Raw genomic sequence first — 23782 nt, 5'->3', positions numbered from 1 at the left:
TCCGCCCACGTCGGGCTCGTGCAGTTCAGCGCTCGGCCGAGGCCGCCTGGACGGCCTCGCGGAGGGCGGCCGGACGGAGCAGGAGCACGGGACCGTCCGGGTCCTTGCTGTCCCGAACCCCGACCGCGCCGGGGAGTGCGGCAAGTTCGACGCAGTTACCGCCGTTGGATCCCGTGTAGGTGCTCTTGCGCCAGGTCGCGTTGCTCAGGTCCATTTCTCTTGGACCACCTTTCTAATTAGTTCACGAGACATTTCTTCTGTGAGGGCCCGCGAACGAAGTGCAAACAAGGTGCGCGCTAGGACGGACAAGTCCGCGGGGTCGTCAGTCGTGATCGGCCGTACGGCCGACTCGACGTAAGCGACCTCGCTCCGGTCGTCCATGGTCGCGACGACGAACGCACCCATGTTGCCGTCATGTTCTCCGTTTCCCAACACTACTTGAACCGTGACGTTGGGCAACATGCTGAGGACGATCAGGTGCTCTAACTGCTCCTTCATCGTCTCGGTGTCGCCGACCAGGCGGTGCAGCGCTTGCTCGTCGATGAGTAGGGAGAGGATCGTCGCGTCCCTTTCATCGTCCCGAGCAAGGATGGACTGGCGGCCCAGGCGAACGTCCACAGCCTCTTCGTTGCCCCTCAGTAGGGCGGATGCGTAGGCGCGGGTCTGAGCAAGGCCCGTGACCAACATGGGCTCCCAGGAGACCAGCATGGCGGCGTCCGCTTCGATCTTGGGCCAGTCAAACCAGACGGGGACCGGGTGCCCGTCCTTGTTCAGGTCGTTCCAGAGGGCGATGAGGGCTCCGCCCGCCTCCAGGTAATCATCGACGATCTCAGCGAAAGATCGACTGGCCCGCCTCTTGCCGTTCTCGATGCGGCTGACCTGCGCTCCGCTCATGCTCGTGAGATGGGAGATGGTCTCCTGCTTGACGCCCTTGGCCTCTCGCATTCGGCGCATTTGACGACCGAAAGCTACAAGCGCAGGGGCCTCACGAGGACGTTGACGCTTGGGGGGCATGGCGCTACCTCTCGAATGGAAGCTACCGACTCTTCTTGATCACTTCCCATTGATCACCAGCTCGTCTTGGTAAGCCACATCGTAACTCGGACAGTGACTCAGTGTGTGGGGTAAGCCACACACGGTGATGGGAGCCTGGTCATGATCGAGGCGACGCACGCGGAGATGGTCGTCAAGCGGCACCTCAAGTCGGTCGCGGAAGTGCGCGGGTTCATACGGCTCGCGCTGGCGGCGTCCGGGGCGGACGACTTCGTTCCGTGCCTGGTCGCGAGTGAGCTGGTCACGAACGCGATCCGGCACACCACCGGGCCGGACGACGTCACGTTCCGGATCGGGCACAACGACGACGGCACCCTCTGGATGGAGGTGCAGGACTCCCTCTGGGAGGAGCCGCGCGTGCAGCGGGCCGACCTGGACGGCGAGTCCGGGCGCGGCCTGTTCGTCGTCGAGCAGTACACGCGGTACTGGGGCGTGCGGCCCCTGTCCGGCAACACCGGCAAGGTTGTCTTCGCGGTCCTGAATCCGTGAGGCCGCCGCGAGGGGACGGCCCCGCGCATCGAGCACCGTCCCTTCGCATCGTCCGCTCGGCGTGACGGCCGTCCCGGTGGGCCGCCGTCGTCCCCCGCCCGGCGCGGCCGAGAGCGTCCGCCGAGGCGGTACGCCGCGCGCACCGCCCGTCCGTCCGTCCGGTGCCTTCGGGCGGGGGCGCGGAGCGGTTCCCGGCGGTGTCAGTGCGAGCCCCGCGAAGCCGTGTCCGGGGACGCCGTCAGTGGCGACGGCGCGGGACGTCCGGGGCCTTGATCGACAACTCGGAGGTTCGACCTATGTACAGCACGGCCGAAGGTGCCTTCCCGGTGTGGCTCGACCGTGATCTCGAACTCGTCCAGGCAGAGCTGGCACGCCGGTTCCCCGGCGTCCCGTGCTGGTTCGGGGAGTTCACGGGCTCGTGGTGGGCCATGCTCGGCGATCGCCTCCTTGAGGCCGCGAGCCCGTTCGTCCTCGCGGACATGATCCGAACGGCCCTCGCCGCGCACCGGACCCCGGCCCCGCCCCGTCCGGTGCCGCCGCCTCGCCCGGCACCACGACTCCGTCCGGCTGCCCGCCGGGAAACCCGGACCCGGCCGCCGACCCGCCACGCCGCCGCCCGTCCGTCCGGCGGCCTCTTCGGACGTCTCCGAGGACGCCTCGGCCTCGCGGCCGCCGGGCGTTGAACTCGCGACCGCCGCATCGGCGACCGGCCGCCGCGTCGGCCCGTCTCGTCCGCCCGTACGGGCCTGCACCCGACCTACCCGTCCAGATACAACAGCGCCGTGATCGTCTTCTTGCAGATGTCGCAGTGCATGGGGGCCTCCTCGCTCGCGAGGTCGGCCTCGACGGTGGTGATGCGGTCGATGACGCCGCTCTCGCGCTCGGCGTCGAAGGCCGCACGCCACCGGTCGGCGACGTAGCGGGCGGTCATCTCGTAGAACGACCTGACGCCATGTTCTCGCATGTAGGCCCAGTTGAACTCCAGGGACCACGGGCCGCGCGCTCGTCCAGGACGGTCCACATGCCGGAGGCGTCGTACTCGGCGGTGACCTCGGCGAGCAACTTCGAGGCCGCCTCCATCGCAAGCTCCGCGTGGTGATAGCCCCCGGGCAGAAAGTGCGAGGCGCGGAGAAGCTGGGGCGTCGGGGCAACGTCCCCTAGGGACCGCCCGCGCCGACTACGCTCGCGTTGTGATCAGCGCTCCAGGTATCGACCTCCAACGGCTGCGCCGCGACGCCGAGCGTGACGGCATCGAGAAGCTCGTGGTCGGGGCCGTCGTCCACACCGGGGGCCGGGTGCTCGTCCTTCGCCGCTCGCTCGACGACCCGTTCCTCCCGGGGATCGAGGAACTGCCGTCCGGGGGCGTCGAACCCGGCGAGGACCTGCTGGACGCGCTGCGGCGGGAACTCGCCGAGGAGATCGGACGAGCCGGGCCGCTCACCCTCGACCCCGGCTTCGTCGCGTGCTTCGACTACGTCTCCGGCTCCGGCCGCAAGGCCCGCCAGTTCACGTTCGCCCTCGCCTCCGATGGCCGCCCGATCGTCCTGTCGTCCGAGCACACCGCCCACCGCTGGCTCCACCCGTCCGACCTGGGCGCTTCCGACATCACCCCCGAAACCGCCCGCACCATCCGGGCCTGGGCCGAAATGCACTCCTGACCGAAGTACTTCTTCCCTAGCTTCACCGTTCCCTACGGACTACCGGTCGCGGCGGCATCGCTCTTCATGCGGTGCGTCTTCTGCGGCCTGCGCGAGTCGGACGCCGCGCGCTGGGTCACCCGTGAATCCTCCGGTGCCGCGCTCGCGCCGCTACGTCCCCTCGTCCGAAGAGGGCGAAATCTGCACGCTGGCACCTCGGCACCCTGGCCGTCCCGGTTCGTCCGGCTCGTTCGTCGCGGTGGGTGACAAGACGTCGGGCGCCCCACGACACCACGCTGTGGGCGGGCGCCTCATGGGGTTGAGCCGCGTCGGGGCATGGTGTCCCCTTGATTGAATAGATATACCTGTTCATTTGACTCGGAGGTGGGCGTGCGGCCGTTGCAGCCAGGGGACCCGGCGTGGGTCGGGCCGTACTGCATCCTCGCCCGGCTCGGCGCGGGCGGGATGGGGGTCGTCTACCTCGCCCGGTCGCCGGGCGCGCGGCTGGCCGCGCTGAAGGTCGTCCGGCGGGAGTTCGCCGACGACGCCGGGTTCCGGGCGCGGTTTCGCCGCGAGGTCGCCGCCGCCCGCAAGGTGAGCGGGCTCTACACGGCACCGGTGCTGGACGCCGACGCCGACGCGCCGCAGCCCTGGTTCGCCGCCGCCTACGTCCCCGCGCCCACGTTGAGCGAGGCCGTCGCGCGCGTCGGAACGCTGCCGGAGCCCGCCGTCCGGGCGCTGGGCGCGGGACTGGCGGAAGCGCTGCGGGCGGTCCACGAGGCCGGCCTGGTGCATCGCGACCTCAAGCCCGGCAACGTCCTGCTGGCCGAGGACGGCCCCAAGATCATCGACTTCGGGATCGCGAAGGACGCCGACGCCACGCGGTTCACCCGCACCGGCGCCGTGATCGGCACCCTGGCCTACATGGCCCCCGAGCAGATCGCCGAAGGGAAGGACGCCGGGCCCGCGGCGGACGTGTTCTCGCTCGCGGGCGTGCTGGCCTACGCGGCCACGGGCGCCAAGCCGTTCGGCGAGCGGGACCCGGCCACGGTGCTCTACGAGGTCATGTACGAAGAGCCGTGCCTCGACGGCGTGCCCGCGGCACTGCGTGAACTGCTGGCAGCCTGCCTGGCCAAGGAGCCGGACGGACGTCCCGGGCTGGAGTCCGTGCTCGCCGCGCTGACCCCCGCCGATCCGCGGGCGCTGAACTCGCCCGCGCTGCTCCGGGAGGTGGCGGCCAGGGAGGCCGAGGCGACCAGGGTGGCGTCGGAGCCGGTCACGCCGCCCCCGCCGCCGCTGCGGGTGGACGACACGGAGGCGGGCGGGGTCGGGAGGCGCCGGGTCCTGGGGCTGGCCGCCGCGGTCGCCGTCGCCGGCATCGGCGCGGGGACGACGGGCTGGGCGATGACCCGCGGGAAGCCCGGATCCGCCAGGCCCGCTCCGCGCGGGACCGCCCTCGCCGCGGCGCCGCCGCCCGCGTGGACGTTCACGCCGCCCCGGCCCGTCAGCGGGACGTCGATCGTCCTGGTGGCGGGCGGTGTCGTCCTGTGGGGCGGCGGACAGGAGATGTACGGGGTGGACACCGCCTCGGGGCGGCAACTGTGGGCCAGGGAGAAGGCCAATGCCGCGTATTCGGGCGATCTCGCGCACGGATCGGCGTTCGTCGTCCTCGGCGGCGTGGTCGGCGACTTCGAGGATCAGACGATCATGTTGGTCGACGCCCGGACCGGCGGGGTCACGGATCTTCCCAGGCCGCGCGGCGTCCGCGCCTCGTCCGTCTTCGGTGTGGTCGGCGACACGGTCGTCGTGCGTTCGCCAGGGGACGTCTGGGCGCTGGACCTGACCAGCGGCGATATCCGGTGGCATCTCTCCTACGAGGGATCGGCCTCCGGAGCCGTCGACCGGACCACCGTCTACCTCGGCACCGACCCCTCCCTCGCCGCCCTCGACCCCGTCACGGGCCGCGAGCGCTGGGTCCACGCCTGGCCCGAGAGCACCCGGGACGGGGCGAGCCTGGACATCGCGGTCGCCGGTGGGCGGGTGTTCGGCGACTTCGGCGACACCGTCCAGGCGGTCGACGCGGCCGCCGGGACGCCCCTGTGGTCGCGGCAATCGGGCGAGCAGTTCGACACCGTCATCTCCGCGGGCACCGACGTGATCTTCAAGGGGGAGGTTCTGCACGCTCACGACCAGGCGACCGGCGCGCTCAGATGGACGCTGGTCGGTCCGCAACCGTTCGCCGACTCGCGGGGACACCTCGCGGCGGCCGGTGGCGTCGTCGCGGCCGCCTTCAACGACCCGTCGGGCCCCTCCCAGGGCTTCCTCGTGGCCGGGATCGACGGCCGCGCACGGTGGGCGCACCACGGTCCGTCCGGCACGCAGCGCGGTTGGGAAGTCGCGGTGTCCGGCTCGTCCGTCTTCGCGACCGACCATGAGCGGCTCTACCGATTCGAGGCGGGACGATGACGGCGTTGGAGCCCGGCGATCCCGAACGCATCGGACGGTACCGCCTGCTGCGGCGCCTGGGTGAGGGCGGCATGGGGGTGGTGTACCTGGGTGCGTCCCCGGCGGGACGGGCGGTGGCCATCAAGGTCGTGCGGCCCGAACTCGCCGGAGATCCCGATTTCCGCGCCAGGTTCCGGGGCGAGGTCGAGGCCGCCCAGAAGGTCGGCGGCGCGTTCACCGGCCCGGTCGTCGAGGCCGAACCCGACGGCACCGTCCCGTGGCTGGCGATCGCCTACGTCAACGGCCTCGACCTGAAGGAGACGGTCGAACGGCACGGGCCCATGCCCGAGCCGCTGCTGCGCACCCTCGGCGCCGGACTGGGCGAGGCCCTGATCGCGATCCACGCGGCGGGCCTGCTGCACCGCGACCTCAAACCGGCCAACATCCTGCTCGCCAAGGACGGCCCCAAGGTCATCGACTTCGGCATCAGCAAGGCCGCCGACACCACCGGGCCGACCGCGGAGGGCCGGTTCATCGGCTCCCCCGGCTACATGTCCCCCGAGCAGATCCGCGGAACGCGGCTCACGCCGGCCGCCGACGTGTTCGCCTACGGCGCCGTGCTGGCCTTCGCCGCCACCGGCCGACCGCCGTTCGGCACGGGCGCGGTCCCCGCGATCGTCCATCGGACCCTGCACGAAGAACCCGACCTGCGCGGCGTACCGGCGTCGCTGGTCCGGCTCGTGACCGCCTGCCTCAGCCGGGATCCCGGCAGGCGTCCGGCCGCGAAGCTGCTGCCGACGCTGCTGGCCGCCCAGCCGGTCGCGCCCGGCTGGCTCCCCGGCGACCTGGGCGAGGAGCTGCGGCAGCGGGAGGACACCCTCGTCCTGGACCTGCGGACGCTCGCCAGGGAACGCACCCGGCGGCGGCTGCTGATCGGCGGGGCCGCCGCCGCGGGACTCGCCGCCATCGGCGGCGGAACCGCCGCGGCACTGGCCGCGACCCGGCCCGGGAAGGGGGACGGACTCCCCCCGCCGAAGCCGCTGTGGCGGACCGCGATCGAAGACGAGGACGACATCGCCCTCGTGGTCCGCTCCCGATCGATCATCTCGATCGCCCGCAAGACCTTCAAGGACGACCTCCGCGGCTACTCGCTGGCCACGGGACGGCAGATCTGGTCCGAAACCGGCCAGGTGGTCACCGGGCCGGAGCTCGTCTACACGATGCCGGGCTCCCGCGGCACCGTCGTCGCCATGGACGACTCCCAGGCGGTCAAGTGGACCTACGAGCCACCGGCGAAGTATCGGTTCCCCGAGCTCATCGCCCCGGCCAACGGCCTGCTGGCCCTCGGCGGGGATCGGACGATCACCGGCCTGGACCCGGCCACCGGCCGCCGGCTCTGGTCCCGCGAGTGGCCGCAGGCGTCGTACACCGTTCTCTACGGCATCCAGGGCCGCACCCTCCTTGGCGGGGCGGACGAGGGGGAGGGCGAGAGCCGGCACTTCGCGCTCGACATCGCGACGGGTGCGGTCCGGTGGTCCGGCACGCGCGAGACGATGCTCCTCGTGCCGCGCGACGGTGACCTGGTCTTCGCCAGTTCTTCCCGCACCACCCTCGACGCGCTGTCGGCCGAGACCGGCCGGAAGGTCTGGAGCGCCGACCTTCCCAACGCCGCGAAAGACCCTGACAAGGACGCGCTCTTCCTCAACGTGACCGTGGCCGACGGGCTGGTCTACATGAACGGCCCGACCGTCTACGCCCTGGACGCGTCCACCGGCCGGCAGCGGTGGACCTACGCCCCGTCCTCACCCGGCGGCCGGACACGGAACCTCCTGATAGACGGGAGATACGCCTACATCCTGGACGGTCCACGACTTGTCGCCCTCGACGCCCGCACCGGCGGGCGGCTCTGGTCCGCCGACACCCCCGTGTCCGACACCGCTCCAATGGTCGCCGCCGGTGGGCTGATCTGCATCGGCGTGGCGGGCTCAACGGATTCGGGTCTCTACGCCTGGGACGCCGAGACTGGGCGGCTCGTCTGGAATTACCCCATGGCGACCCCTGCCTCCACCAAGCAGTGGAGACTCAGCGCCAACGACCGCACCCTCGCCGCCGCACACGGCAACGTACTGCTCGCGTTCCGCCTCGGCTGAGTTCCGGTTCAGGCCTCAGCGCACCACGTCGTAGACGAGCTTCGCGACGCCGTTGGAGAGGCCCCCGGGATCGTTCGATGCCGGGGGCCTCGTCGAGCGGGCTATGCGAAACGCTGGGCGGCCGAGCCGTCGCAGCGCCGGAGCGCCACCGCCTTGTCCGCGACCGGCTGCGTCAGGCACAGGCCGTTCTCGGTCGCCGGGCGGATCGTGCCGTCCGCGGGCATCGTCCACTTCTGGTTCGCGCCGCCGTGGCAGTTCCACAGGATGGCTGCGGTGGGGGCGGCGATGTCGCGGGAGTCCAGGCACCGGTCATGGGACAGGCCGACATGGACGGACTTGTACACGGGGTCATACCACCAGCTCTGGTTGCGGCCCCCGTGGCAGTCCCACCCCACGACGGCCGTGTAGTTCCGGGAGGAGCCGCCGACGGTGTCGACGCACTGGCCGGTGGCCGCGTTCTTGAGCGGCTTGAACATGTCGTCCCACGCGCCGGCGTAGAGCTTCGGGTCGCCGGTCGACGCGGGGTCGGCGCACGACGCCTCGCGCAGGCCGGATTCGTAGAACTGGCTGAAGCACGCGGCGAACGCGCCGTGCCCGGCGGCGTTGGGGTGGTACGACTGCCGGGCGGAGTTCTCGTCCGGCGGGAACGAGCCGTCGTAGAAGAACCCGCGCGCCCAGGTGGACTCCATGCACACCTCGTGCCCGTGGAACAGGCGGGAGGCGTCCAGGTAGGAGGCGCCGGACAGCCGGGCCGCCTGGCGGATGCCGCGTTCGAGGGCCGGAACGGCTGTGTTACGCCCCCAGGCCGCGTCGGAGTCGTAGCCGAGGCACCCGCCCGGCAGCTTCCCGGGGAACGCCGGGTTGTCCGCCATGTCGGGGCTGATCGGCGACGGGTAGCTCATCAGCACGAGCTTGTAGCCGCCCTCCGCGTACCCCGCGTCGCGCATGACCTTCTTCAGATCGGTGACGGTGGCCGCGACCTTCGGCACCATGCCGTCCACGCGGTCCTGCCAGCCCGGCGCGTAGGTCGGCTCGCACGTGCCCTTGGAGAGCACCCAGCGCTGCACGCAGTCCGTCATCACCGGGCCGAACTGGATGTCGTCGTTGGCGCCGATGACCACGACGACCATCTTGACCCGGGTGTTGCGGGCCTTGATCGCGAGATGGTCGCTCTGGACGAGCTGGTCCGCGTACTGCTTCACGCCGCCGATCCTGACGTGGTAGGTGGCCGCGCCCGAGCAGGAGATGTTCGTGGTGACGTCCGCCGGGATGGAGGTGCGGTAGATCGCGGCGTGCTGCGAGCGGTGGCACCAGTTCGTCGGGCCGGCGGTGTCCGGCCAGTACGAGCCCGCGCCCTCACCGGAGATCTCCGAATCGCCGATCGAAACGAGCGAGGTCTTCCGCTCGGCCATCGGGCGTTCCTCCGGGCTCCCGTACAGCTTGGTCGCCTCGGTCGCGCGGATCTGCTCCAGGTCGGCGGGGAGCGGCGTGGACGACGCCGCGGGCGGGGCGGCGGCGCCGGTGGGGGCGGCGGTGGCGGCGTTCGTGGCGGAGGTGAAGAGCGAGCCGAGGGTCAGGGCGGCGGCTGCGACGGTACACGTCCTCAGCCATGGCCTGATCTGGGGCATGAGGCCTCCCGGGGTGGGGGTTACGCCCAGAGGATCACCGCCGGTGGGCCGCTTGGGAAGACCCAAACGTGAAATTGATTCAAATTCGGCCTCGCCGCCCGGCGGTGGCGGGCCGCTACGGTGCCCGCTCGGTTCCGTCCCGGCCGCCGCCCTGGTCGAGGGCGGCCTCGTAGGCGCGCAGAGCGCCGATGACCGTCGCGCGGTCGGCCGGGGCGAGGTCCCGCATGACGCGTTCCCAGGCGGAGGCGCTGCCCGAGAGCCACTCGGCGATCGGCGCGGTGAAGGCGGGGGCGATGGCGACGATGCGGCGGCGGCGGTCGGCGGGGTCGGCCGTCCGCTCCAGGACGCCCGGCCGGGACAGCTCGCTCACCATGAGGCTGACGGTCGTCGGCGCCACTTCGAGCCGGGCGGCGAGCTCGTTGACACTGGCCGGGCCGCCGTACTCCAGGTGGGCCAGCAGTGCGAGGTGGCGCGGAGCCAGGTCCAGGTCCCGGAGCGCCGGGGGGATGGGCAGCCGCTTGGCGCGGCCGACGAGCCGCGGCATCAGCAGCAGCAGGGTGCGGACGGCCTCGCCGACGGCCGGACCGTCCGATTCCGTGGACACCGGCGACCTCCCCAAGTACCTTTGATGTCAAAGCCTTTGTCTTCAAAGAGAACGGGGTCAACTGTGCCGCATCTGACCGTCCACGTGCCAGAGAACAAGCTGGCGGGCAAGGAATCCGAACTCGTCACCGCACTGACCGAGGCGATCGTCGGCGTCTACGGCGACTGGGCCCGCGACCTCGTGAGCATCCGGCTGGACGGAGTCCCCGCGGGCCGCTTCGCGCAGGGAGGCGAGGCCGTGGACACGAACGCCTCGGTCGTCCTGGGCGTCCGCGCCGGCCTGTTCGACCGTCCCGACGCCGCCGACATCACCGCCGCCCTCGGCGCCGCCCTCACGGACGCGATCGCCGATGTCCTCGGCGACGAACTCCGGCCGGGCACCATGGTCGAACTCGTCCCGTCCGCACCGGAACGAACCTTCGTCGGCGGCACCCTCGCCGCCTGACCGGCCCCTCGGCTCCGGCCCTGGCGAGACCACGCGGTGGTCGCGGGCGCGCAAACGGGCCGGCCGGGACCGGTACGACAACGCGGTGCGCTCCCCGCCCGCGGGCGGGGAGCGTTCGGTCAGGTGGTGGACGCTCGCGCCATGCCCTCGCGGACCTTGTGCCGCGCCCGTTCCACGGGTTCGCCCTGGCCGTCCCGCGCGGGGACGCGGACCTCGATGCGGCCGTCCCGGACCCGGGTCTCGTAGTGGGGCTGCGGCGTGCTGGCCGGGCCGCGCTCGATGCCGCCGTCGTCGAGGTGGAAGGTGCTGCCGTGCCACGGGCAGGTGACGCAGCCCTCCTCGATGGCCCCCTCGTCCAGCGGGCCGCCCATGTGGGTGCAGGTGGCGGCCAGCGCGTACACCCGGCGGCCGTCGCGGTAGAGCAGGATCGGCGTCCCGTCCGCGTCGACCCGGCGGGGCGCCCGGTCGGCGAGCTCGGCGTCGTCCAGCAGGGGCGTCCACTCGTCCGGTTCCTGCTGCCACGCGGTGCGGTTGACGTTGACGCCCTGGACGTACGACAGGTGCCCGCCCAGGTAGCCGCCGACGCCCATCACGGCCGCCCCGGCCCACCCCAGGGCCCGGCCGGCGCGGCGGTTGCCCCGGTTGCGCATGACCATCGAGGCCACGTACAGGCCCAGCGCGGCGCTGTTGGCCATGGCGTGGACGAGCCCCACCCGGCACTCCGGGCCGAGCGTGTCGGACCAGTCGTTCGCCCCCGACAGCGCGGTCGGCACCGCGCTGCCGATCCCGATCTTCACCAGCAGGTCGGAGGCGGGCTCGGTGGCGGGGCCGCCGACGGCGTCCAGCACCGCGGACGCGCCCCACGCGCCGATCGTGACGTCGGTGAGCACCGGGTGCAGCGGGTGCCCCAGGGAGGTGCCGCTGAGCAGGTTGCGCACCGGCCGCGGCCGCACCGCCCGTCCGGCCGCCTTGGACGCGGGACCGGCCACCCGGTCGAGCGACTCGGTCTCCTCCAGTCGACGCACGGCCCTGTGCGGCATGCTCATCTTCGTCCTCCCGACTCCACCGGCGATAACGCTCCGTGACGACATTGCTGCATACATCGCCTCTCTTCCCGGGGAGGCTCCGAAAAACCCCAAACCGCCCGCGAACTCGAACCGGTGCACTGTCGTCGCCGGGAGCCGCTACCTTGATCATCCCTTTCTCGTGGTTCCGGTCGTGCCGGCCGGAACGTCACCCCCTGGAGGACGTCCGTGCGTAAGTGGTTCGTTGTCGGTTCGATGTGCGCGGTGCTGAGCATCGCCGGCTGCTCGGGGGGCGACGACTCGGAGGGCGCCGCCGTGAGCGGACGGGAGACGCCCTCGGGGAGCGCGCAGGAGACGCCCGCCGGAAGCGGTCAGGACGCGCCCGCCGGGAACGAGCAGGGGGCGGCCGGGGACGGTGAGGCGGCGATCACCGGGACGTGGCGCGGTCCCGTGGGTGGCGCCGACAACGAGACGTTCGAGTTCCGCGGCGACGGGACGGTCAGCCTCTCGAGCGACGGCACGACCTGCGACGGGACCGTCGAACCCAAGGGCGGGGAGCGGACGTACAGCTTCAAGGTCGACTGCGGCGCGGGGCCGTTCCCCGGTACCGCGGTGGTGTCCCCGGACGGGAAGACGGTCACGCTCACCGATCCGGAGGGCGAGAAGAGCGACTACGCGCGCGTGTCCGGCTGACCCTCCGCGGCGCGGGCGGGGGCGCCCGTCACAGCCAGACCTCGTCGTCGCGCTCGACCACCGCCGCGACGGCCAGGTGCAACAGGGCGGTCAGGTGCGGTTCGAGTTCCTCGGCCGGGACGGCGCCGACCAGGGCGGGGACCATGACGCGGTCGCGGGCCGCGGCGGCGGCGAGCACCCGCACGGCCCAGCGGGCCGGGGGCGGCGCCCGGTCGATGTCGGGCGGGACGCGGACGTCCGGGGGCCGCTCGGACAGGATCGTCCGGCACCACACGGTGACGAGGCGCTCGACCGCGGCCGGTCCGCGGCGGACGGCGCGGGCGGTCAGGTCGCGGCTGCGGCGGTGCTCGCCGTAGACGGCCGCGGTCAGCGCCCGGCCGGCGAGCAGCCCGGCGTGCCAGCGGAGGGCGAGTTCGGACGTCCGGTGCAGGATCGGCATCGCTGGCCCCCGGGTCAGTCGCAGAGCGTGGGGCGCGGGTCGGTCAGCGGGTCCGTACAGTCCTCGGGGACGAAACCGGCCTCCTCGGTCGGGACCTTCGGCCGCCAGGTGTGGACGGCCTTCCCCGCGGCGTCGTAGCCGGTCACGGCCTCGACGCGGATCGTGGGCGAGGTCATGGCGCCCGCCGCCATCGCGCCCGTCGCCTCGCGGTCGGGCACGGACCGGGCCGGGGTCTGGGCGATGAAGAAGCCGTTGTGGACGGCGGCCCGCGCGGTGCGGCCGCCGTCCCAGGCCACGGCGACCCGGGTCACGCCGGGTTTGGCCCGGCCGACGACCACGGCGTGCAGTTCGTCCCACTCGAGCGCCTGCACCTGCTGGATGCCGTCCACGCGCAGCGGCTCGTCGAACCCGAAGAGGCCGCCGTCCGTCCCGCCCGGCCACGGGTGCACCCGCGGGGGTTCGGTGTTGCCGCCGCCGTCGGTCACGCACAGCACGTAGCCGCGCCCGCTGCCGATCTCGGCGAGCTGCCCGCCCGGCACCCGCTGCCGCGTCAGCAGCCGGAAGTCCGGCGACGGCCCGCCGCGCAGGCAGGCGCGGGCGACGGCGCGTTCCTCGGGGGTGTTGGCGGGCAGCCCGCCCGGCGGCCGGGCGGCGGACGGGGGCGGCCCGCTCGACGGGCCGAGGACGCGGGGCTCCGCGCGGTCGCCGCCCGCCACGACGGCGGCGGGGTCGGCCGCCGCCACGGCGAGGACGGCCGCACCGGCGGCCGTCCGGGTCCGGCGGCGGCGGGCGGCGGTGCGCAGGGCGCGGTCGGCGAGGCCGTCGACGTGTTCGGCGCGGTCGGCGATCCCGGCGAGCGCGTCCTTGAGCATCTGGTCGGTCACGGTCGGCTCCCGGCGGGTTCGAGGTGGGCGGCCAGGTCGGGGGCCAGTTCCCGGAGGCGGGCGATGGCGCGGTGCGCCTGGCTGCGGACGGTGCCGACCGAACAGCCCATGATCTCGGCGATCTCGCGTTCGGGCAGGTCCTCGTAGTAGCGCAGGACGAGCACGGCCCGCTTGCGCGGCGGCAGGGCCAGCAGCGCGCGCTCCAGCGTCACGCGCAGGTCGACGTCCGGGCCCGTGGACGGCAGTTCCGGGGGCCGTGCGACGACCGACTCGCGGCGCCGCCGGCGCCACCGGTTCACCTGCTCGTTGTACATGGCGCGGCGGACGTAGCCCTCGGGGTTGTCCCGCACGCGCCCCCACCGCGCGGCCGTCTTCGCGAGCGCGCTCTGCAGCAGGTCCTCGGCGGCGTGCTGGTCCCCGGCCAGCACGTACGCCGTCCGGATGAGGCTGCCGGACCGTGCCGCGACGAACGCGGCGAAGCTCTCACGGGCCTCTCGGTTCAACGGGCCTCCTCTGTGGTGTCACCCCCTGAGACCCGCGGCGGCCCCGCGACTATGCCTCCGGCACCGATCTTTCTTCCCCGAACCCCTCGAAACCGTTTCCGCGATGCGGTGATCTCCGGATCTCCCGAAATAATGCCAGAGATCACTGGCATGGTCGGCGGGAATGTTGCATCGTGCTCGTATGAGGAGATTCCTGGCGAGTTCGGCCCTCGTGGGCGCCGCGTTGCTGGCCCTGCCGGTGACGGCGCACGCCGCCGAGAAAGACCTGCGCACGGTGCCGCTGCCGTTCCTGTGGCCGCGAGCCGACCTCAACGCGGTCGCCCCGGACGGTGCGGGCGGCGTGTGGGTCGGCGGCGGCCAGGGCGCCCACTGCCTGGTGGTGCTCAACCCGTGGTGCTACAACCTGGGCAACCCGGTCGTCAGGCGCTGGACCGGGTCGGGCTGGAAGGAGTACCCGATCCGCGGGTGGACGGGCAACGGGTTCATCCTGCAGGTCGCGTCCGGGCCGGGCGGGACGTGGCTCGGCGGCGTCGAGCAGGGCGCGGCCGGGACCAACCGGCTGTTCGTGTTCGACGGGACGTCCTTCCGGAAGGTCGAGACACCCTCCGCCGCCACCATCGGCGTGCTCAGCACCGGACCCGCCGGGACATGGATCACCCAGGACGTCGCCGCCGGATCGGGCGAGCCGCACCTGCTCCGGCGCGACGGAGACGCCTGGACCGACGCCGGCCTCCCCGACCCCGGGGCCCGGCTCAACGACGTCCGGGCGCTGTCCGCGACCGGCGTCTGGGCCGCGGGCTCCCGCCCCGGCGCGGCGGACGGCGAGCGGCGACCCGCCGTGGCGCGGTTCGACGGCACCGCGTGGACCTGGCTTCCCGAGCCGGACACGCCGTCCTCCAACAGCGTCGACCAGGTCGTCCCGCTCGCGCCCGACGACGTCTGGGTGTCCTCGAACCGGCATCTCGGCCACTGGGACGGCTCCGCCTGGACGACGATCGAGGGGCCGGGCGGCGCCATCGGCGACCTCGCCGTGGACGGTTCGGGCACCCTCTGGGCGGCGACCGCCGGGGGCGGGCTCTCGCGCTACCGGGCCGGGTCCTGGCAGCCCGTCGCCGTCCCCGGCGGCGCGGAGCTGAACGACGTCGCCGCGCTCGGCGCGTCGACGATCTGGGGCGTGGGCCGCGCGAACGACGCCCCGGTCGCGGTGAGCAACTTCTGACGCGCGGGCCGGGGGCGGCGGCCACGGCCGCCTCCCCCGGCCGGCGCCTCAGGCGCGGAACGCCGCGGCGTTCTCGGCCGCCCACTGCGCGAACGGACGCGCCGGGCGGCCGGTGACCTCCTCGACCGCGGGGGACACGGTGCGGCCCTCCGGCGGGGTGTTGCCGAGCGCGTCGAGCAGGAACGCGATGAGGTCGTCGGTCATGCCGTGGCCGCGCCACATCTCCCGCGCCTGCTCCTCGTCGAGCTCGACGAACCGGACGTCCCGTCCGATCGCCCGGCCGAGGATCCGCACCTTCTCCGCCGTGGTGATCGCCTCCGGGCCGGTGAGGACGAGCGTGCGGCCCGCGTACCCGCCCTTCGCCAGGACGGTCGCCGCGACCGCGCCGATGTCCGACTCGTGCACGAGGCTGCTCACCCGGTCGCCGAACGGCTCGCGGATCACGCCCTCCGCCCGGACGGGCGCCGCCCACCACTGCAGGGTGTTCGCCATGAACTCCACCGGGTTCAGCAGGGTCCACTCGATGTCGCTCGCCGCGAGGGCGGACTCGAGCGTGCCCTCGGCGCGACCGCCGAGGACGGTGACGCGCCGCACCCCGGCCCGTCCGGCCAGCTCGACGATCTCGGCGCCGGTCCGCAGCGGCGCGTAGCCGTCGCCCGCGAAGTTGATCAGGTGGGCGGCGGTGACGCCGTCCAGCGCGGGACCGAGCGTGGCCGGGTCGGCGAGGTCGCCGCCGACGACCTCGACGCCTTCGGGCAGGTCGGCGCGGGCGGGGTCGCGGGTCAGCGCGCGGACGGGAAGCCCGAGGCGGAGCAGTTCGGCGACCACTTCGCGGCCGACGGTCCCGGTGGCGCCGGTGACGAGGTACGTCATGATGGACCCCTTCGTTAGAACGGAACGTTCGGTTCCACTATAGCAGAACAGAGCGCTTCATTCCGCTTTCCCGAGGCCGAATCCGGCCGGATCGGTCCACGGGCCGGAAAACCTTGCCAGTATGTGCCGGTAAGATCATCGAGCTTCCGGGAGCCCCGCATGGCAGGACACCGCCGAGTTCTCCACGTCGCCGCCTGGGCCGCCGCCTTCACCGGCCTGCTGATCACCCCCGCCCAAGCCGCCCCCGGCCCCGAGTGGACGAGCGTCCCCACGCCGGCGCTCCAAGGGCTCGCCGTGCCGAACGAGGTCGCGGCGGCCGGGCCGAACGCCGCTTGGACCACCGGGGTCGAGAACGCCACCACGGGCGGCGGGGCCTTCGTGCTGGCCTGGAACGGCCGGGAATGGCGCCGCCAGGAACTGCCGCTCCCCGGCTCCACCTACGTCAAGGACATCGCCGCCGCCTCCCCGCGCGACGCCTGGATGATCGGCGCGAACACGACCGAGGAGGCCGGGACCCGGACCGTGGCGCTCCACTGGAACGGCACCGCCTGGCGCGAGGTCGGTTACCCGGACGGGATCAGCCCCGACATCCGGCTGCCCTCGCCCTCGCCGCAACTGGAGATCGTCTCGGCGGCGCCCGGCGGGCCCGCCTGGTCGATCGGGCAGGACGAGGCGTCCGGCGAGTCCGTCGCCCTGCGCTTCCAGCGGGACCGGTGGGTCCGGCAGGACCTCCCCGTGAAGATGGTCAGCGCGCTGACCGTCGCGGCCCGATCGTCCAGGAACGTGTGGATCTCCTGCATCTGCGAGCTTCCGGGCGAGGGCCCGACCCAGGCGATGCTGCACTGGGACGGCGTCCGCTGGAACACGGTCCGGTTCCCGAGCCTCGACGGCACCTACGTGCTCGAGATCGTCCCCGTGTCGTCCCGGAGCGTGTGGGCCTACCGCGCACCCGTCATGTACGAGCCCGCTCCCGCACTGCTGCACTGGAACGGCGAGGAGTGGCGCCCCATCCCGGTCCCGGTCGACGGGAGGGTGGTCAACTTCAACAACATCACCGACGACGGCGCGGGCGGCGCGTGGGTCGCGGCGAACACCTACGACAACGACGCGAACTACCTGCACTACAGCCGCGGCCGGTGGACGACCGAGCGCGGGCCCGGACGTCCCGGCGTCGGCGCCTGGATCTACGACATGGTGCGCGTGCCCGGCACCCGCAAGGTCTGGTCCGTCGGGCTGGTCGCCCCCCTCTCCGGCCCCGCCCTGGTCGAGTACCGCCGCTGACGCCCGTCCCGGCGGAGCGAGCGTGCGTACCCACCGCCGTCTGAGTATCCGGGCTCATGCCCCGGCCCGGCCCGGACCCGACGATGAGTCGCACCGTTCCCTCTGACAGGAGCCCGGTCCATGCCGAACAGCACGCTCGTCCTCGGTCTCGTGGCCGTGGCCGCCACCGCCGGGGCCGCCCTGCTGGCCTTCGCGGACATCACGCCCGAGGCCCTGCTCATGCTCGGAGTGGGCGTCCTCGGCTTCGTGTGGTTCGCCGTCCTGCTCACCGTGCCGTGGAACGTCTACTTCCAGGCGCGCCGGGTGGTGCGGGAGGCCCGCACCAGCCGGGAGCGGGGCATCGAGGTGTCCGCCGGGAACGAGACCGAGGCCCGCCGGATCGCCCGGCGGGTGCGCACGGCCGCGATCGGCGCGCACGTCGTGACCGCGGCCGCCACCGCCGTGACGACCTACTTCTGGGGCGAGACGTTCGGGTACTACATCTCCGGCCTCTTCCTGCTGAGCACGCTCTTCCGGCCGGCCCAGGCCTGGTTCGTCCATCTCCGCGGGCGGCTCGGCACGATGCTCCAGGAGGTGCACCACCCCCGCGACGACGTCCTCGCCCTGATCGAACGGGTCGCGTTCCTGGAGGCGCGGGCCGAAGCGGCGCGGCTCGCCGTCGAGCAGCTCCACCAGGCCGACCACACGCTGGACCAACGGCTGGAGGCCGTCGGGACGACCGCGTCCCGCAGCTCCGACGAGCTGAGCCGCAGGATCGAGGCCCTCGGCCGCCGGTTCGAGGACGCGGTCTCCCGGCTCACCGACGACCAGGAGGTCATCACCGGGATCAAGGCGTTCCTCCGCCTCCTCCGCACCGACCCCGCCTGAGCGGCGCCCGCCTCAGGGTTCCCGGAATCCGTCGCGGCCTTTCCGGATACGCCGCGGAGCGCCCGGGAATCCTGGAGACGTGCGCGCCGTCGACGTCCGCCCCTTCCATCCCGGCGACGCCCGGCACGTCGCCGGGATCGTCCGCCGCTGCCTGCACGCGGTGAACGGGCGCGACTACCCGGCCGACGTCATCGACCGGATGTGCGCGCGCTTCACGGCCGAACGGTTCGTCGCCCTGTCGGCGCGACGCCGGATCTACGTCGCCGACGACGGCCGCGTCCTCGGCACCGTCTCCCGCGACGGCAACCGCGTCCACTCGCTGTTCGTCGACCCCGGCGCGAACGGCCGGGGCATCGGCCGCCGCCTCCTGCGGCACGTCGAGGCGCTGGCCGCCCGCGAGGGCCACGACCACATGGAGACCGCCCCCACCATCACCGCCCACGCCTTCTACCTGCGCCTCGGCTACCGCGACGCCGAATCCGGCCCCGACCACCTCCTCCGCAAACCCCTCCCCGCACCCGAACCACCGGCCTACCCATGACTCCCGGTGCCGGGGCGGGTCATCTCTCTCGGTAGAGGACGAGGTGTTCGTGGTAGAGGACGCCGTCGCGGACGTCGCCGGTGGCGGTGAAGCCGAGGTCGTCGAAGTAGTCGATGTGGTCGCCGGTGACCGTGTAGCGGCCGGTGTAGGCGCGCTCGCGGCCGTCCCGTTCCTCCTCGTAGCGCCCGTTGGGGAGGAGCTCCTGGCGGATGCGGCCGTCCGCGGTGACCCACATGCCCACGTGGGGGTGCGGTGACGGCGCGGCCTGCGGGCCGGGGCGGGAGTGCTTGCAGGCGGACGCGGCGAGGAGGGCGAGCAGGCCGAGGGTGACGGCGGCGGTGCGCGGCATGGCGGGCTCCTTGGACGGTTCTCGGTGACGTCCTCGAGTCTGCTGCGGCCCCGGGGGGCGGGGGCAGGGCGCGCTTCTCCTGGGAGGGCCGCACCCGGGCACGCGTGAGGTTCGCGGGGGCTCCCCGGCGTGGCCGCTCCGTGGCAAGATGTCCCTCAAAGGAACACGTGTGTTCGTAATGCGGGTGGAGGCGCTGCGTGACGGGCGCACCGGGGAGCCGGACGATCCCGGACGGGCCGGGCCCGGGTGGGCGGCCCCGGCGGGCGCGGGGGCGCCGCCGGGGCCGTCCGGTGCGGGCGGGGGCCGGTGCCGCCGGGGCAGGGGCCGGGGCGGTAGCGTTCGCGACGGACGATCTGCCCCGTCCGTCCCGCGATGGCACGTTCCAGGACGGGCGGACGGACGACCGCGACGCGCCCGGTTCGAGGAGGAAACGAGTGCCCAACGCCAGCCCGGCCCCCGCCCCCGCCGACGTCCCGTCCGACGGTTTCGTGGAGGTGCGGTCGCCGGACGTCCTGCGGGAGATCCTCGGCGAACCCCACCCGATCGTCATCGACAAGGTGCACGACCGGCTCACCGCGGACGACCGGGACGTCCTCGCCCGCGCCCGGCTCGCGCTCCTCGCGACGTCCGACGCCGCCGGTGAGCTGGACGTCTCCCCGCGCGGCGGCGAGCCCGGGTTCGTCCGCGTGCTGGACGACCGGACGCTCGTCCTGCCGGAACGCGCGGGCAACCGGCGCGGCGACACGCTGCACAACATCCTCGCCCACCCGAACGTCGGGATGCTGTTCCTCACCCCGGGCGACACGAAGGTGCTGCGCCTCAACGGCCGCGCGCGGATCCTGCGGGACGCGCCGTTCTTCGCGGAGATGGCGGAGAAGGGGACCGTGCCCGAGCTGGCGGTGCTCGTCGAGGTCGACGAGGTCTACCTGCACTGCCCGGCGTCGCTGCGCCGCGCCGGCCTGGTGACGGCCCCCTCCTCCTGACCTCCGCTCACCCGAGCAGCTCCGCCAGGTCGCGCGCCCGGGGGTGGCGGCGCAGGCTCGTCATGCCCTTCTTCTCGAGCTGGCGGATGCGCTCGCGCGTCACCCCGTAGTTCCGGCCGATCTCGTCGAGGGTGCGCGGCTCGGCGCCGTCCAGCCCGAACCGGAGGGACAGGACGTCCGCCTCGCGCTCGGGCAGCGTCGTCAGCACCGAGTCCAGGTAGCCGCGCAGCAGGGACGACGCCACCGTGTCGGACGGGTCCGGCGCGTCGTCGGGGACGAGGTCGCCGAGCTCGCCGGTGCCGTCCGCGTCGATCGGCGCGTGCAGCGACACCGGCTCGCGGGCGTCCCGCAGCACCCGCTCGACCTTCTGCGCGGGCACGTCCAGCGCGGCCCCGATCTCCTCGGCGGTGGGCTCCCGGCCGAGGTCGGTCTCCAGCGCGCGCCGCGTCCGCGTCACCTGGTTCAGCAGGTCGACGACGTGCACCGGGAGCCGGACGGTCCGGCCCTGGTCGGCCAGCGCGCGGCCGATCGCCTGCTTGACCCACCAGGTGGCGTAGGTGGAGAACTTCAGCCCGCGCGTGTGGTCGAACTTGTCGACCGCCCGCATCATCCCGATGTTGCCCTCCTGGATCAGGTCGGCGAGCGGGAGCCCGCCGCCGGCCGCGTAGCGCTTCGCGATCGACACGACCAGCCGCACGTTGGCCCGGATCATGTGGTCGCGGGCCCGCTCGCCGTCGGCGGCGGCGGCCTCGAGCGCCCGCCGCTCGGCGGCGTCCGGCCGCGCGTCCGGGTCGTCCAGGCGGTGCCGGGCCAGCCTCCCGGCCGCCATCCGCTCGCCGAGCCGCCGCTCCTGCTCGCCGGTGAGCAGCGGGGTGCGGCCGATGCCGTTCAGATAGTCCTTCACCGCGTCCGTCATGCCGGACCCCCCATCTCCCTCGCCGGTGCCTGCGGACCTAAACTTAGGACAGACCCAAAAAGAAGTCAAGCACAAAATTTGGTCGGATCCATGTACGGTGAGGGGATGACCGAGCAGACGATGGGGCTGAGAGAGCTCAAGAAGCGCCAGACCAGGGAGAACATCTCGAACCAGGCGACCAGGCTGTTCCTGGAGCGCGGCTTCGACAACGTGACGATCGCGGAGGTGGCGGCCGCCGCGCAGGTCGCCAAGATGACCGTCACGAACTACTTCCCGCGCAAGGAGGACCTCGCCCTCGACATGCACGACGTGTTCGTGCGGCTCCTCGCGACGATCGTCCGGGAGCGCGAGCCGGGCGAGTCCGCGCTCGCCGCCCTGCGCCGCGCCTTCCTCGCCGCGGTCGCCGAGCGGAACCCGGTCATCGGCTTCTCCGGCCCCGCGTTCGCCCGCATGATCATGGACAGCCCGGCCCTCGTCGCCCGGCTGCGCGAGTTCCACGACGACCGGGAGAAGCTCCTCGGCGACCGCCTCGCCGAGGAGACCGGCGCCGCGCCCGGCGACATCCTGCCGCGCGTCGCCGCCGCCCAGCTCGGCGCCGTCCACCGGCTGCTGTTCGAGGAGATCCTGCGCCGCACCCTCGACGGGGACGGCGACGACGCGGTCGCGGCGGCCGTCGAGCGGGACGCCCGCATCGCGTTCGACGCACTGGAACCGTCGCTCGGCGACTACGCCGTCCGTCCCGCGCGATAGCCCCGCATGCCCGGCGCCGCCCAAGGTCCGCGGCCCCGGCCGGATGGACGGACCGGGCGCCGGGGTGATCCCCGCCGGCCCGGACGCCGGGGCCGTGCGGGCGCGCGGCGGCGAGATCGCGCGGGACGGCCCTGGGAGGGCGCCGGTGCCGATAAGTTCGGTGGCATGTCCGTCCCGCGGCTCGCCGTCTCCGTCGACCTCGTCGTGCTCACCGTGCGGGCGCAGCGGCTCTGCGCGCTGATGTGGCGGCGCGACCGGGCGCCCTACGACGGCGCGTGGTCGCTGCCCGGCGGGTTCATCCAGCTCGACGAGGACCTGCCCGTCGCCGCGTCCCGGCTGATGGCCGAGCGCGCCGGGCTCGCCGACGTCCGCATCCACCTGGAGCAGCTCGCCACCTACGGGTACCCCGACCGCGACCCGCGCCAGCGCGTCGTCAGCGTCGCCTACCTCGGCCTCGCCCCCGACCTGCCCGCGTCCAGCCGCGCCCAGGTCCTATGGACGGCCGTGGACGACCTCCTGCACCGCGACCGGGCGGCGTTCGACCACCGCCGCATCCTGTGCGACGGCATGGAACGGGCGCGGGCGAAGCTCGAGTACACCTCGCTCGCCGCGGCGTTCTGCCCGCCCGAGTTCACCGTCGCCGAGCTGCGGCGCGTCTACGAGATCGTCTGGGGCACCGCCCTCGACCCCCGCAACTTCCACCGGAAGGTCACCGGCGCCGACCGGTTCCTCATCCCCACCGACCGGACCACCACCCGCGACGGCGGCCGTCCCGCCCGCCTCTACCGGCGCGGCGACGCCGAGCAGCTCCGCCCGCCGATGCTGCGCCCCCGCGGCTGAATAAGCTGGGCGCATCACCCCTGCGCACCCTGGAGGACAACGGTGTCCGAGGCAACCACTCCTCGCTTCCGCTCCGTTCTCGACCGCTTCGTGGCTTACAAGCCCGGAAAGGTCGTCACGTCACCCGACGGGCGCTCGTTCAAACTGTCGTCGAACGAGTCCCCGGAGGGGCCGCTGCCGTCCGTCGTGGACGCCATCGCGGACGCGGCGCGGAACATCAACCGGTACCCCGACAACAACGCGACCGCCCTCACCGAGGAGATCGCCGGGTTCTGCGGCGTCCCCGCCGACCACGTCGCCGTGGGCTGCGGCTCCGTCGGCGTCTCGCAGATGCTCCTCCAGGCCGTCGCCGAACCCGGCGCCGAGGTCGTCTACGCGTGGCGGTCGTTCGAGGCGTACCCGCTGCTCGTCGCGCTGTCGGGCGCCACGTCCGTCCAGGTGCCGCTGAAGGACGAGACGCACGACCTCGAGGCGATGGCCGCCGCGATCACCGACCGCACCCGGCTGGTCTTCGTGTGCAACCCGAACAACCCCACCGGCACCGTCGTCCGGCGCGCCGAACTGGAGGCGTTCCTCGACCGGGTGCCCGCCGACTGCCTGGTCGTCCTCGACGAGGCGTACCGCGAGTACATCCGCGACGGCGACGTCCCCGACGGCCTCACGATGTACGGCGACCGGCCGAACCTGGCGATCCTGCGGACGTTCTCGAAGGCGTACGGGCTCGCGGGGCTGCGCATCGGGTACCTCGTCGCGCACCCCGAGGTCGCCGCCGCGATCCGCAAGACGTTCCTGCCGTTCAGCGTCAACTCCGTCGCGCAGGCCGCCGGCGTCGCGTCGCTGCGGGCCACCGGCGAGCTGCTGGAGCGCGTCGAGACGACCGTGAAGGAACGCGACCGGGTCCGCGGGGCGCTCGTCGCCGACGGCTGGACCGTCCCGCACACCGAGGCGAACTTCGTGTGGCTGCGGCTCGGCGACCGGACGATGGAGTTCTCCGCGGCGTGCGACGCCCAGGGCGTCAGCGTCCGCCCGTTCGCCGGGGAGGGCGCCCGCGTGTCGATCGGCTCCCCGGAGGAGAACGACGCCTTCCTCGCCGTCGCCCGCGAGTTCCCCCACCGCACCTGACGCCCGGCCGCCCGCGGGCCCCGGACGTGCGCGCGCCCGCGCGCCCG

The 23782-nt window shown here is 73.2% G+C and carries 26 protein-coding genes; 14 read left to right on the top strand and 12 right to left on the bottom strand.

What is annotated here, in order from left to right; translation table 11 throughout:
• Positions 1 to 25 precede the first annotated feature (25 nt).
• Both ACFQ11_RS01550 and ACFQ11_RS01545 read right to left on the bottom strand, forming a co-directional pair.
• Entirely contained in the window at positions 26 to 214 is a 189-nt protein-coding gene (locus ACFQ11_RS01550) for a DUF397 domain-containing protein (protein WP_378295878.1), read from the bottom strand.
• Positions 205 to 1014, bottom strand: coding sequence for a helix-turn-helix domain-containing protein (locus ACFQ11_RS01545; protein WP_378295877.1), 810 nt, complete (start codon positions 1012 to 1014; stop codon positions 205 to 207). Before ACFQ11_RS01545 ends, ACFQ11_RS01550 begins: the two co-directional genes overlap by 10 nt.
• Positions 1015 to 1155: 141 nt before the next feature.
• Here ACFQ11_RS01545 and ACFQ11_RS01540 point away from each other — a divergent pair, with 141 nt between their 5' ends.
• A complete protein-coding gene (locus ACFQ11_RS01540) occupies positions 1156 to 1542 on the top strand; it encodes an ATP-binding protein (RefSeq protein WP_378295876.1) in 387 nt (128 codons plus the stop codon).
• A 757-nt stretch (positions 1543 to 2299) separates the two neighbouring features.
• Here ACFQ11_RS01540 and ACFQ11_RS01535 read toward each other — a convergent pair.
• Complete coding sequence (locus tag ACFQ11_RS01535; RefSeq protein ID WP_378295874.1) at positions 2300 to 2506, bottom strand: hypothetical protein; 207 nt, start codon at positions 2504 to 2506, stop codon at positions 2300 to 2302.
• Between the two features lie 226 nt (positions 2507 to 2732).
• Between ACFQ11_RS01535 and ACFQ11_RS01530 the strand changes: the two genes are divergently transcribed.
• The 3 genes from ACFQ11_RS01530 (at position 2733) to ACFQ11_RS01520 (ending at position 7774) form a co-directional block, all read left to right on the top strand.
• Positions 2733 to 3200, top strand: a complete 468-nt coding sequence (locus ACFQ11_RS01530; protein WP_378295872.1) for an NUDIX domain-containing protein — start codon at positions 2733 to 2735, stop codon at positions 3198 to 3200.
• 369 nt (positions 3201 to 3569) lie between these two features.
• Complete coding sequence (locus ACFQ11_RS01525; protein WP_378295871.1) at positions 3570 to 5645, top strand: protein kinase domain-containing protein; 2076 nt, start codon at positions 3570 to 3572, stop codon at positions 5643 to 5645.
• Entirely contained in the window at positions 5642 to 7774 is a 2133-nt protein-coding gene (locus ACFQ11_RS01520) for a serine/threonine-protein kinase (protein WP_378295870.1), read from the top strand. The genes ACFQ11_RS01525 and ACFQ11_RS01520 overlap by 4 nt, the downstream gene beginning before the upstream one ends.
• A gap of 101 nt (positions 7775 to 7875) precedes the next feature.
• Here ACFQ11_RS01520 and ACFQ11_RS01515 read toward each other — a convergent pair whose 3' ends face one another.
• Together ACFQ11_RS01515 and ACFQ11_RS01510 are read right to left on the bottom strand one after the other, a co-directional pair.
• Entirely contained in the window at positions 7876 to 9402 is a 1527-nt protein-coding gene (locus tag ACFQ11_RS01515) for a ricin-type beta-trefoil lectin domain protein (RefSeq protein ID WP_378295868.1), read from the bottom strand.
• 115 nt (positions 9403 to 9517) lie between these two features.
• A complete protein-coding gene (locus ACFQ11_RS01510) occupies positions 9518 to 10006 on the bottom strand; it encodes a MarR family winged helix-turn-helix transcriptional regulator (RefSeq protein WP_378295867.1) in 489 nt (162 codons plus the stop codon).
• A gap of 84 nt (positions 10007 to 10090) precedes the next feature.
• Between ACFQ11_RS01510 and ACFQ11_RS01505 the strand changes: the two genes are divergently transcribed.
• A complete protein-coding gene (locus ACFQ11_RS01505; protein WP_378295866.1) occupies positions 10091 to 10450 on the top strand; it encodes a hypothetical protein in 360 nt (119 codons plus the stop codon).
• Between the two features lie 119 nt (positions 10451 to 10569).
• On the opposite strand, the gene ACFQ11_RS01500 is transcribed toward ACFQ11_RS01505, so the two are convergent.
• Positions 10570 to 11490 carry a Rieske (2Fe-2S) protein gene (locus ACFQ11_RS01500; protein WP_378295865.1) on the bottom strand — a complete coding sequence of 307 codons (921 nt, stop codon included), beginning with the start codon at positions 11488 to 11490 and terminating at the stop codon, positions 10570 to 10572.
• A 249-nt stretch (positions 11491 to 11739) separates the two neighbouring features.
• Between ACFQ11_RS01500 and ACFQ11_RS01495 the strand changes: the two genes are divergently transcribed.
• Positions 11740 to 12168 (top strand): hypothetical protein, encoded by a 429-nt coding sequence (locus ACFQ11_RS01495; protein ID WP_378295863.1) that lies wholly within the window; start codon positions 11740 to 11742, stop codon positions 12166 to 12168.
• Between the two features lie 28 nt (positions 12169 to 12196).
• Here ACFQ11_RS01495 and ACFQ11_RS01490 read toward each other — a convergent pair whose 3' ends face one another.
• From ACFQ11_RS01490 to ACFQ11_RS01480, 3 genes are read right to left on the bottom strand one after another with little or no spacing between them, the layout of a single operon-like run.
• Complete coding sequence (locus ACFQ11_RS01490; protein ID WP_378295862.1) at positions 12197 to 12607, bottom strand: hypothetical protein; 411 nt, start codon at positions 12605 to 12607, stop codon at positions 12197 to 12199.
• Between the two features lie 14 nt (positions 12608 to 12621).
• Positions 12622 to 13491 carry a hypothetical protein gene (locus ACFQ11_RS01485; RefSeq protein WP_378295861.1) on the bottom strand — a complete coding sequence of 290 codons (870 nt, stop codon included), beginning with the start codon at positions 13489 to 13491 and terminating at the stop codon, positions 12622 to 12624.
• A complete protein-coding gene (locus ACFQ11_RS01480; RefSeq protein ID WP_378295860.1) occupies positions 13488 to 13994 on the bottom strand; it encodes a SigE family RNA polymerase sigma factor in 507 nt (168 codons plus the stop codon). Before ACFQ11_RS01480 ends, ACFQ11_RS01485 begins: the two co-directional genes overlap by 4 nt.
• A gap of 181 nt (positions 13995 to 14175) precedes the next feature.
• On the opposite strand from ACFQ11_RS01480, the gene ACFQ11_RS01475 reads away from it, so the two are divergent.
• Positions 14176 to 15213 carry a hypothetical protein gene (locus ACFQ11_RS01475; RefSeq protein WP_378295859.1) on the top strand — a complete coding sequence of 346 codons (1038 nt, stop codon included), beginning with the start codon at positions 14176 to 14178 and terminating at the stop codon, positions 15211 to 15213.
• A gap of 48 nt (positions 15214 to 15261) precedes the next feature.
• Here the strand turns inward: ACFQ11_RS01475 and ACFQ11_RS01470 are convergent, their stop codons facing one another.
• Complete coding sequence (locus ACFQ11_RS01470) at positions 15262 to 16086, bottom strand: NmrA family NAD(P)-binding protein (RefSeq protein WP_378295858.1); 825 nt, start codon at positions 16084 to 16086, stop codon at positions 15262 to 15264.
• Between the two features lie 159 nt (positions 16087 to 16245).
• Between ACFQ11_RS01470 and ACFQ11_RS01465 the strand changes: the two genes are divergently transcribed.
• The 3 genes from ACFQ11_RS01465 (at position 16246) to ACFQ11_RS01455 (ending at position 18775) form a co-directional block, all read left to right on the top strand.
• Complete coding sequence (locus ACFQ11_RS01465) at positions 16246 to 17367, top strand: hypothetical protein (RefSeq protein WP_378295857.1); 1122 nt, start codon at positions 16246 to 16248, stop codon at positions 17365 to 17367.
• A 120-nt stretch (positions 17368 to 17487) separates the two neighbouring features.
• Entirely contained in the window at positions 17488 to 18234 is a 747-nt protein-coding gene (locus tag ACFQ11_RS01460) for a hypothetical protein (protein ID WP_378295856.1), read from the top strand.
• A 79-nt stretch (positions 18235 to 18313) separates the two neighbouring features.
• Positions 18314 to 18775 carry a GNAT family N-acetyltransferase gene (locus ACFQ11_RS01455; RefSeq protein ID WP_378295855.1) on the top strand — a complete coding sequence of 154 codons (462 nt, stop codon included), beginning with the start codon at positions 18314 to 18316 and terminating at the stop codon, positions 18773 to 18775.
• A 19-nt stretch (positions 18776 to 18794) separates the two neighbouring features.
• On the opposite strand, the gene ACFQ11_RS01450 is transcribed toward ACFQ11_RS01455, so the two are convergent.
• Positions 18795 to 19124: an Atu4866 domain-containing protein gene (locus ACFQ11_RS01450; RefSeq protein ID WP_378295853.1), complete on the bottom strand. Its 330-nt coding sequence runs from the start codon at positions 19122 to 19124 to the stop codon at positions 18795 to 18797.
• A 434-nt stretch (positions 19125 to 19558) separates the two neighbouring features.
• On the opposite strand from ACFQ11_RS01450, the gene ACFQ11_RS01445 reads away from it, so the two are divergent.
• Positions 19559 to 20107, top strand: a complete 549-nt coding sequence (locus tag ACFQ11_RS01445; RefSeq protein WP_378295852.1) for an MSMEG_1061 family FMN-dependent PPOX-type flavoprotein — start codon at positions 19559 to 19561, stop codon at positions 20105 to 20107.
• Between the two features lie 7 nt (positions 20108 to 20114).
• Here ACFQ11_RS01445 and ACFQ11_RS01440 read toward each other — a convergent pair whose 3' ends face one another.
• Positions 20115 to 21023 (bottom strand): sigma-70 family RNA polymerase sigma factor, encoded by a 909-nt coding sequence (locus ACFQ11_RS01440; RefSeq protein ID WP_378295851.1) that lies wholly within the window; start codon positions 21021 to 21023, stop codon positions 20115 to 20117.
• A gap of 105 nt (positions 21024 to 21128) precedes the next feature.
• Here ACFQ11_RS01440 and ACFQ11_RS01435 point away from each other — a divergent pair, with 105 nt between their 5' ends.
• From ACFQ11_RS01435 to hisC, 3 genes are all read left to right on the top strand, one after another.
• Positions 21129 to 21773 (top strand): TetR/AcrR family transcriptional regulator, encoded by a 645-nt coding sequence (locus ACFQ11_RS01435; protein WP_378295850.1) that lies wholly within the window; start codon positions 21129 to 21131, stop codon positions 21771 to 21773.
• Positions 21774 to 21938: 165 nt separating this feature from the next.
• Positions 21939 to 22613: an NUDIX hydrolase gene (locus ACFQ11_RS01430; RefSeq protein ID WP_378295849.1), complete on the top strand. Its 675-nt coding sequence runs from the start codon at positions 21939 to 21941 to the stop codon at positions 22611 to 22613.
• A gap of 42 nt (positions 22614 to 22655) precedes the next feature.
• The gene (gene hisC, locus ACFQ11_RS01425; RefSeq protein WP_378295848.1) at positions 22656 to 23735 is read left to right on the top strand and encodes a histidinol-phosphate transaminase; all 1080 of its coding nucleotides are present in this window, start codon (positions 22656 to 22658) and stop codon (positions 23733 to 23735) included.
• Positions 23736 to 23782 lie beyond the last annotated feature (47 nt).

It is taken from the genome of Actinomadura sediminis (assembly GCF_042675525.1).
GTDB classification, from domain to species: domain Bacteria; phylum Actinomycetota; class Actinomycetes; order Streptosporangiales; family Streptosporangiaceae; genus Spirillospora; species Spirillospora sediminis.
Note: the sequence above shows the minus strand (reverse complement) of the source record. Positions and strands in the feature narration are given on the sequence as shown.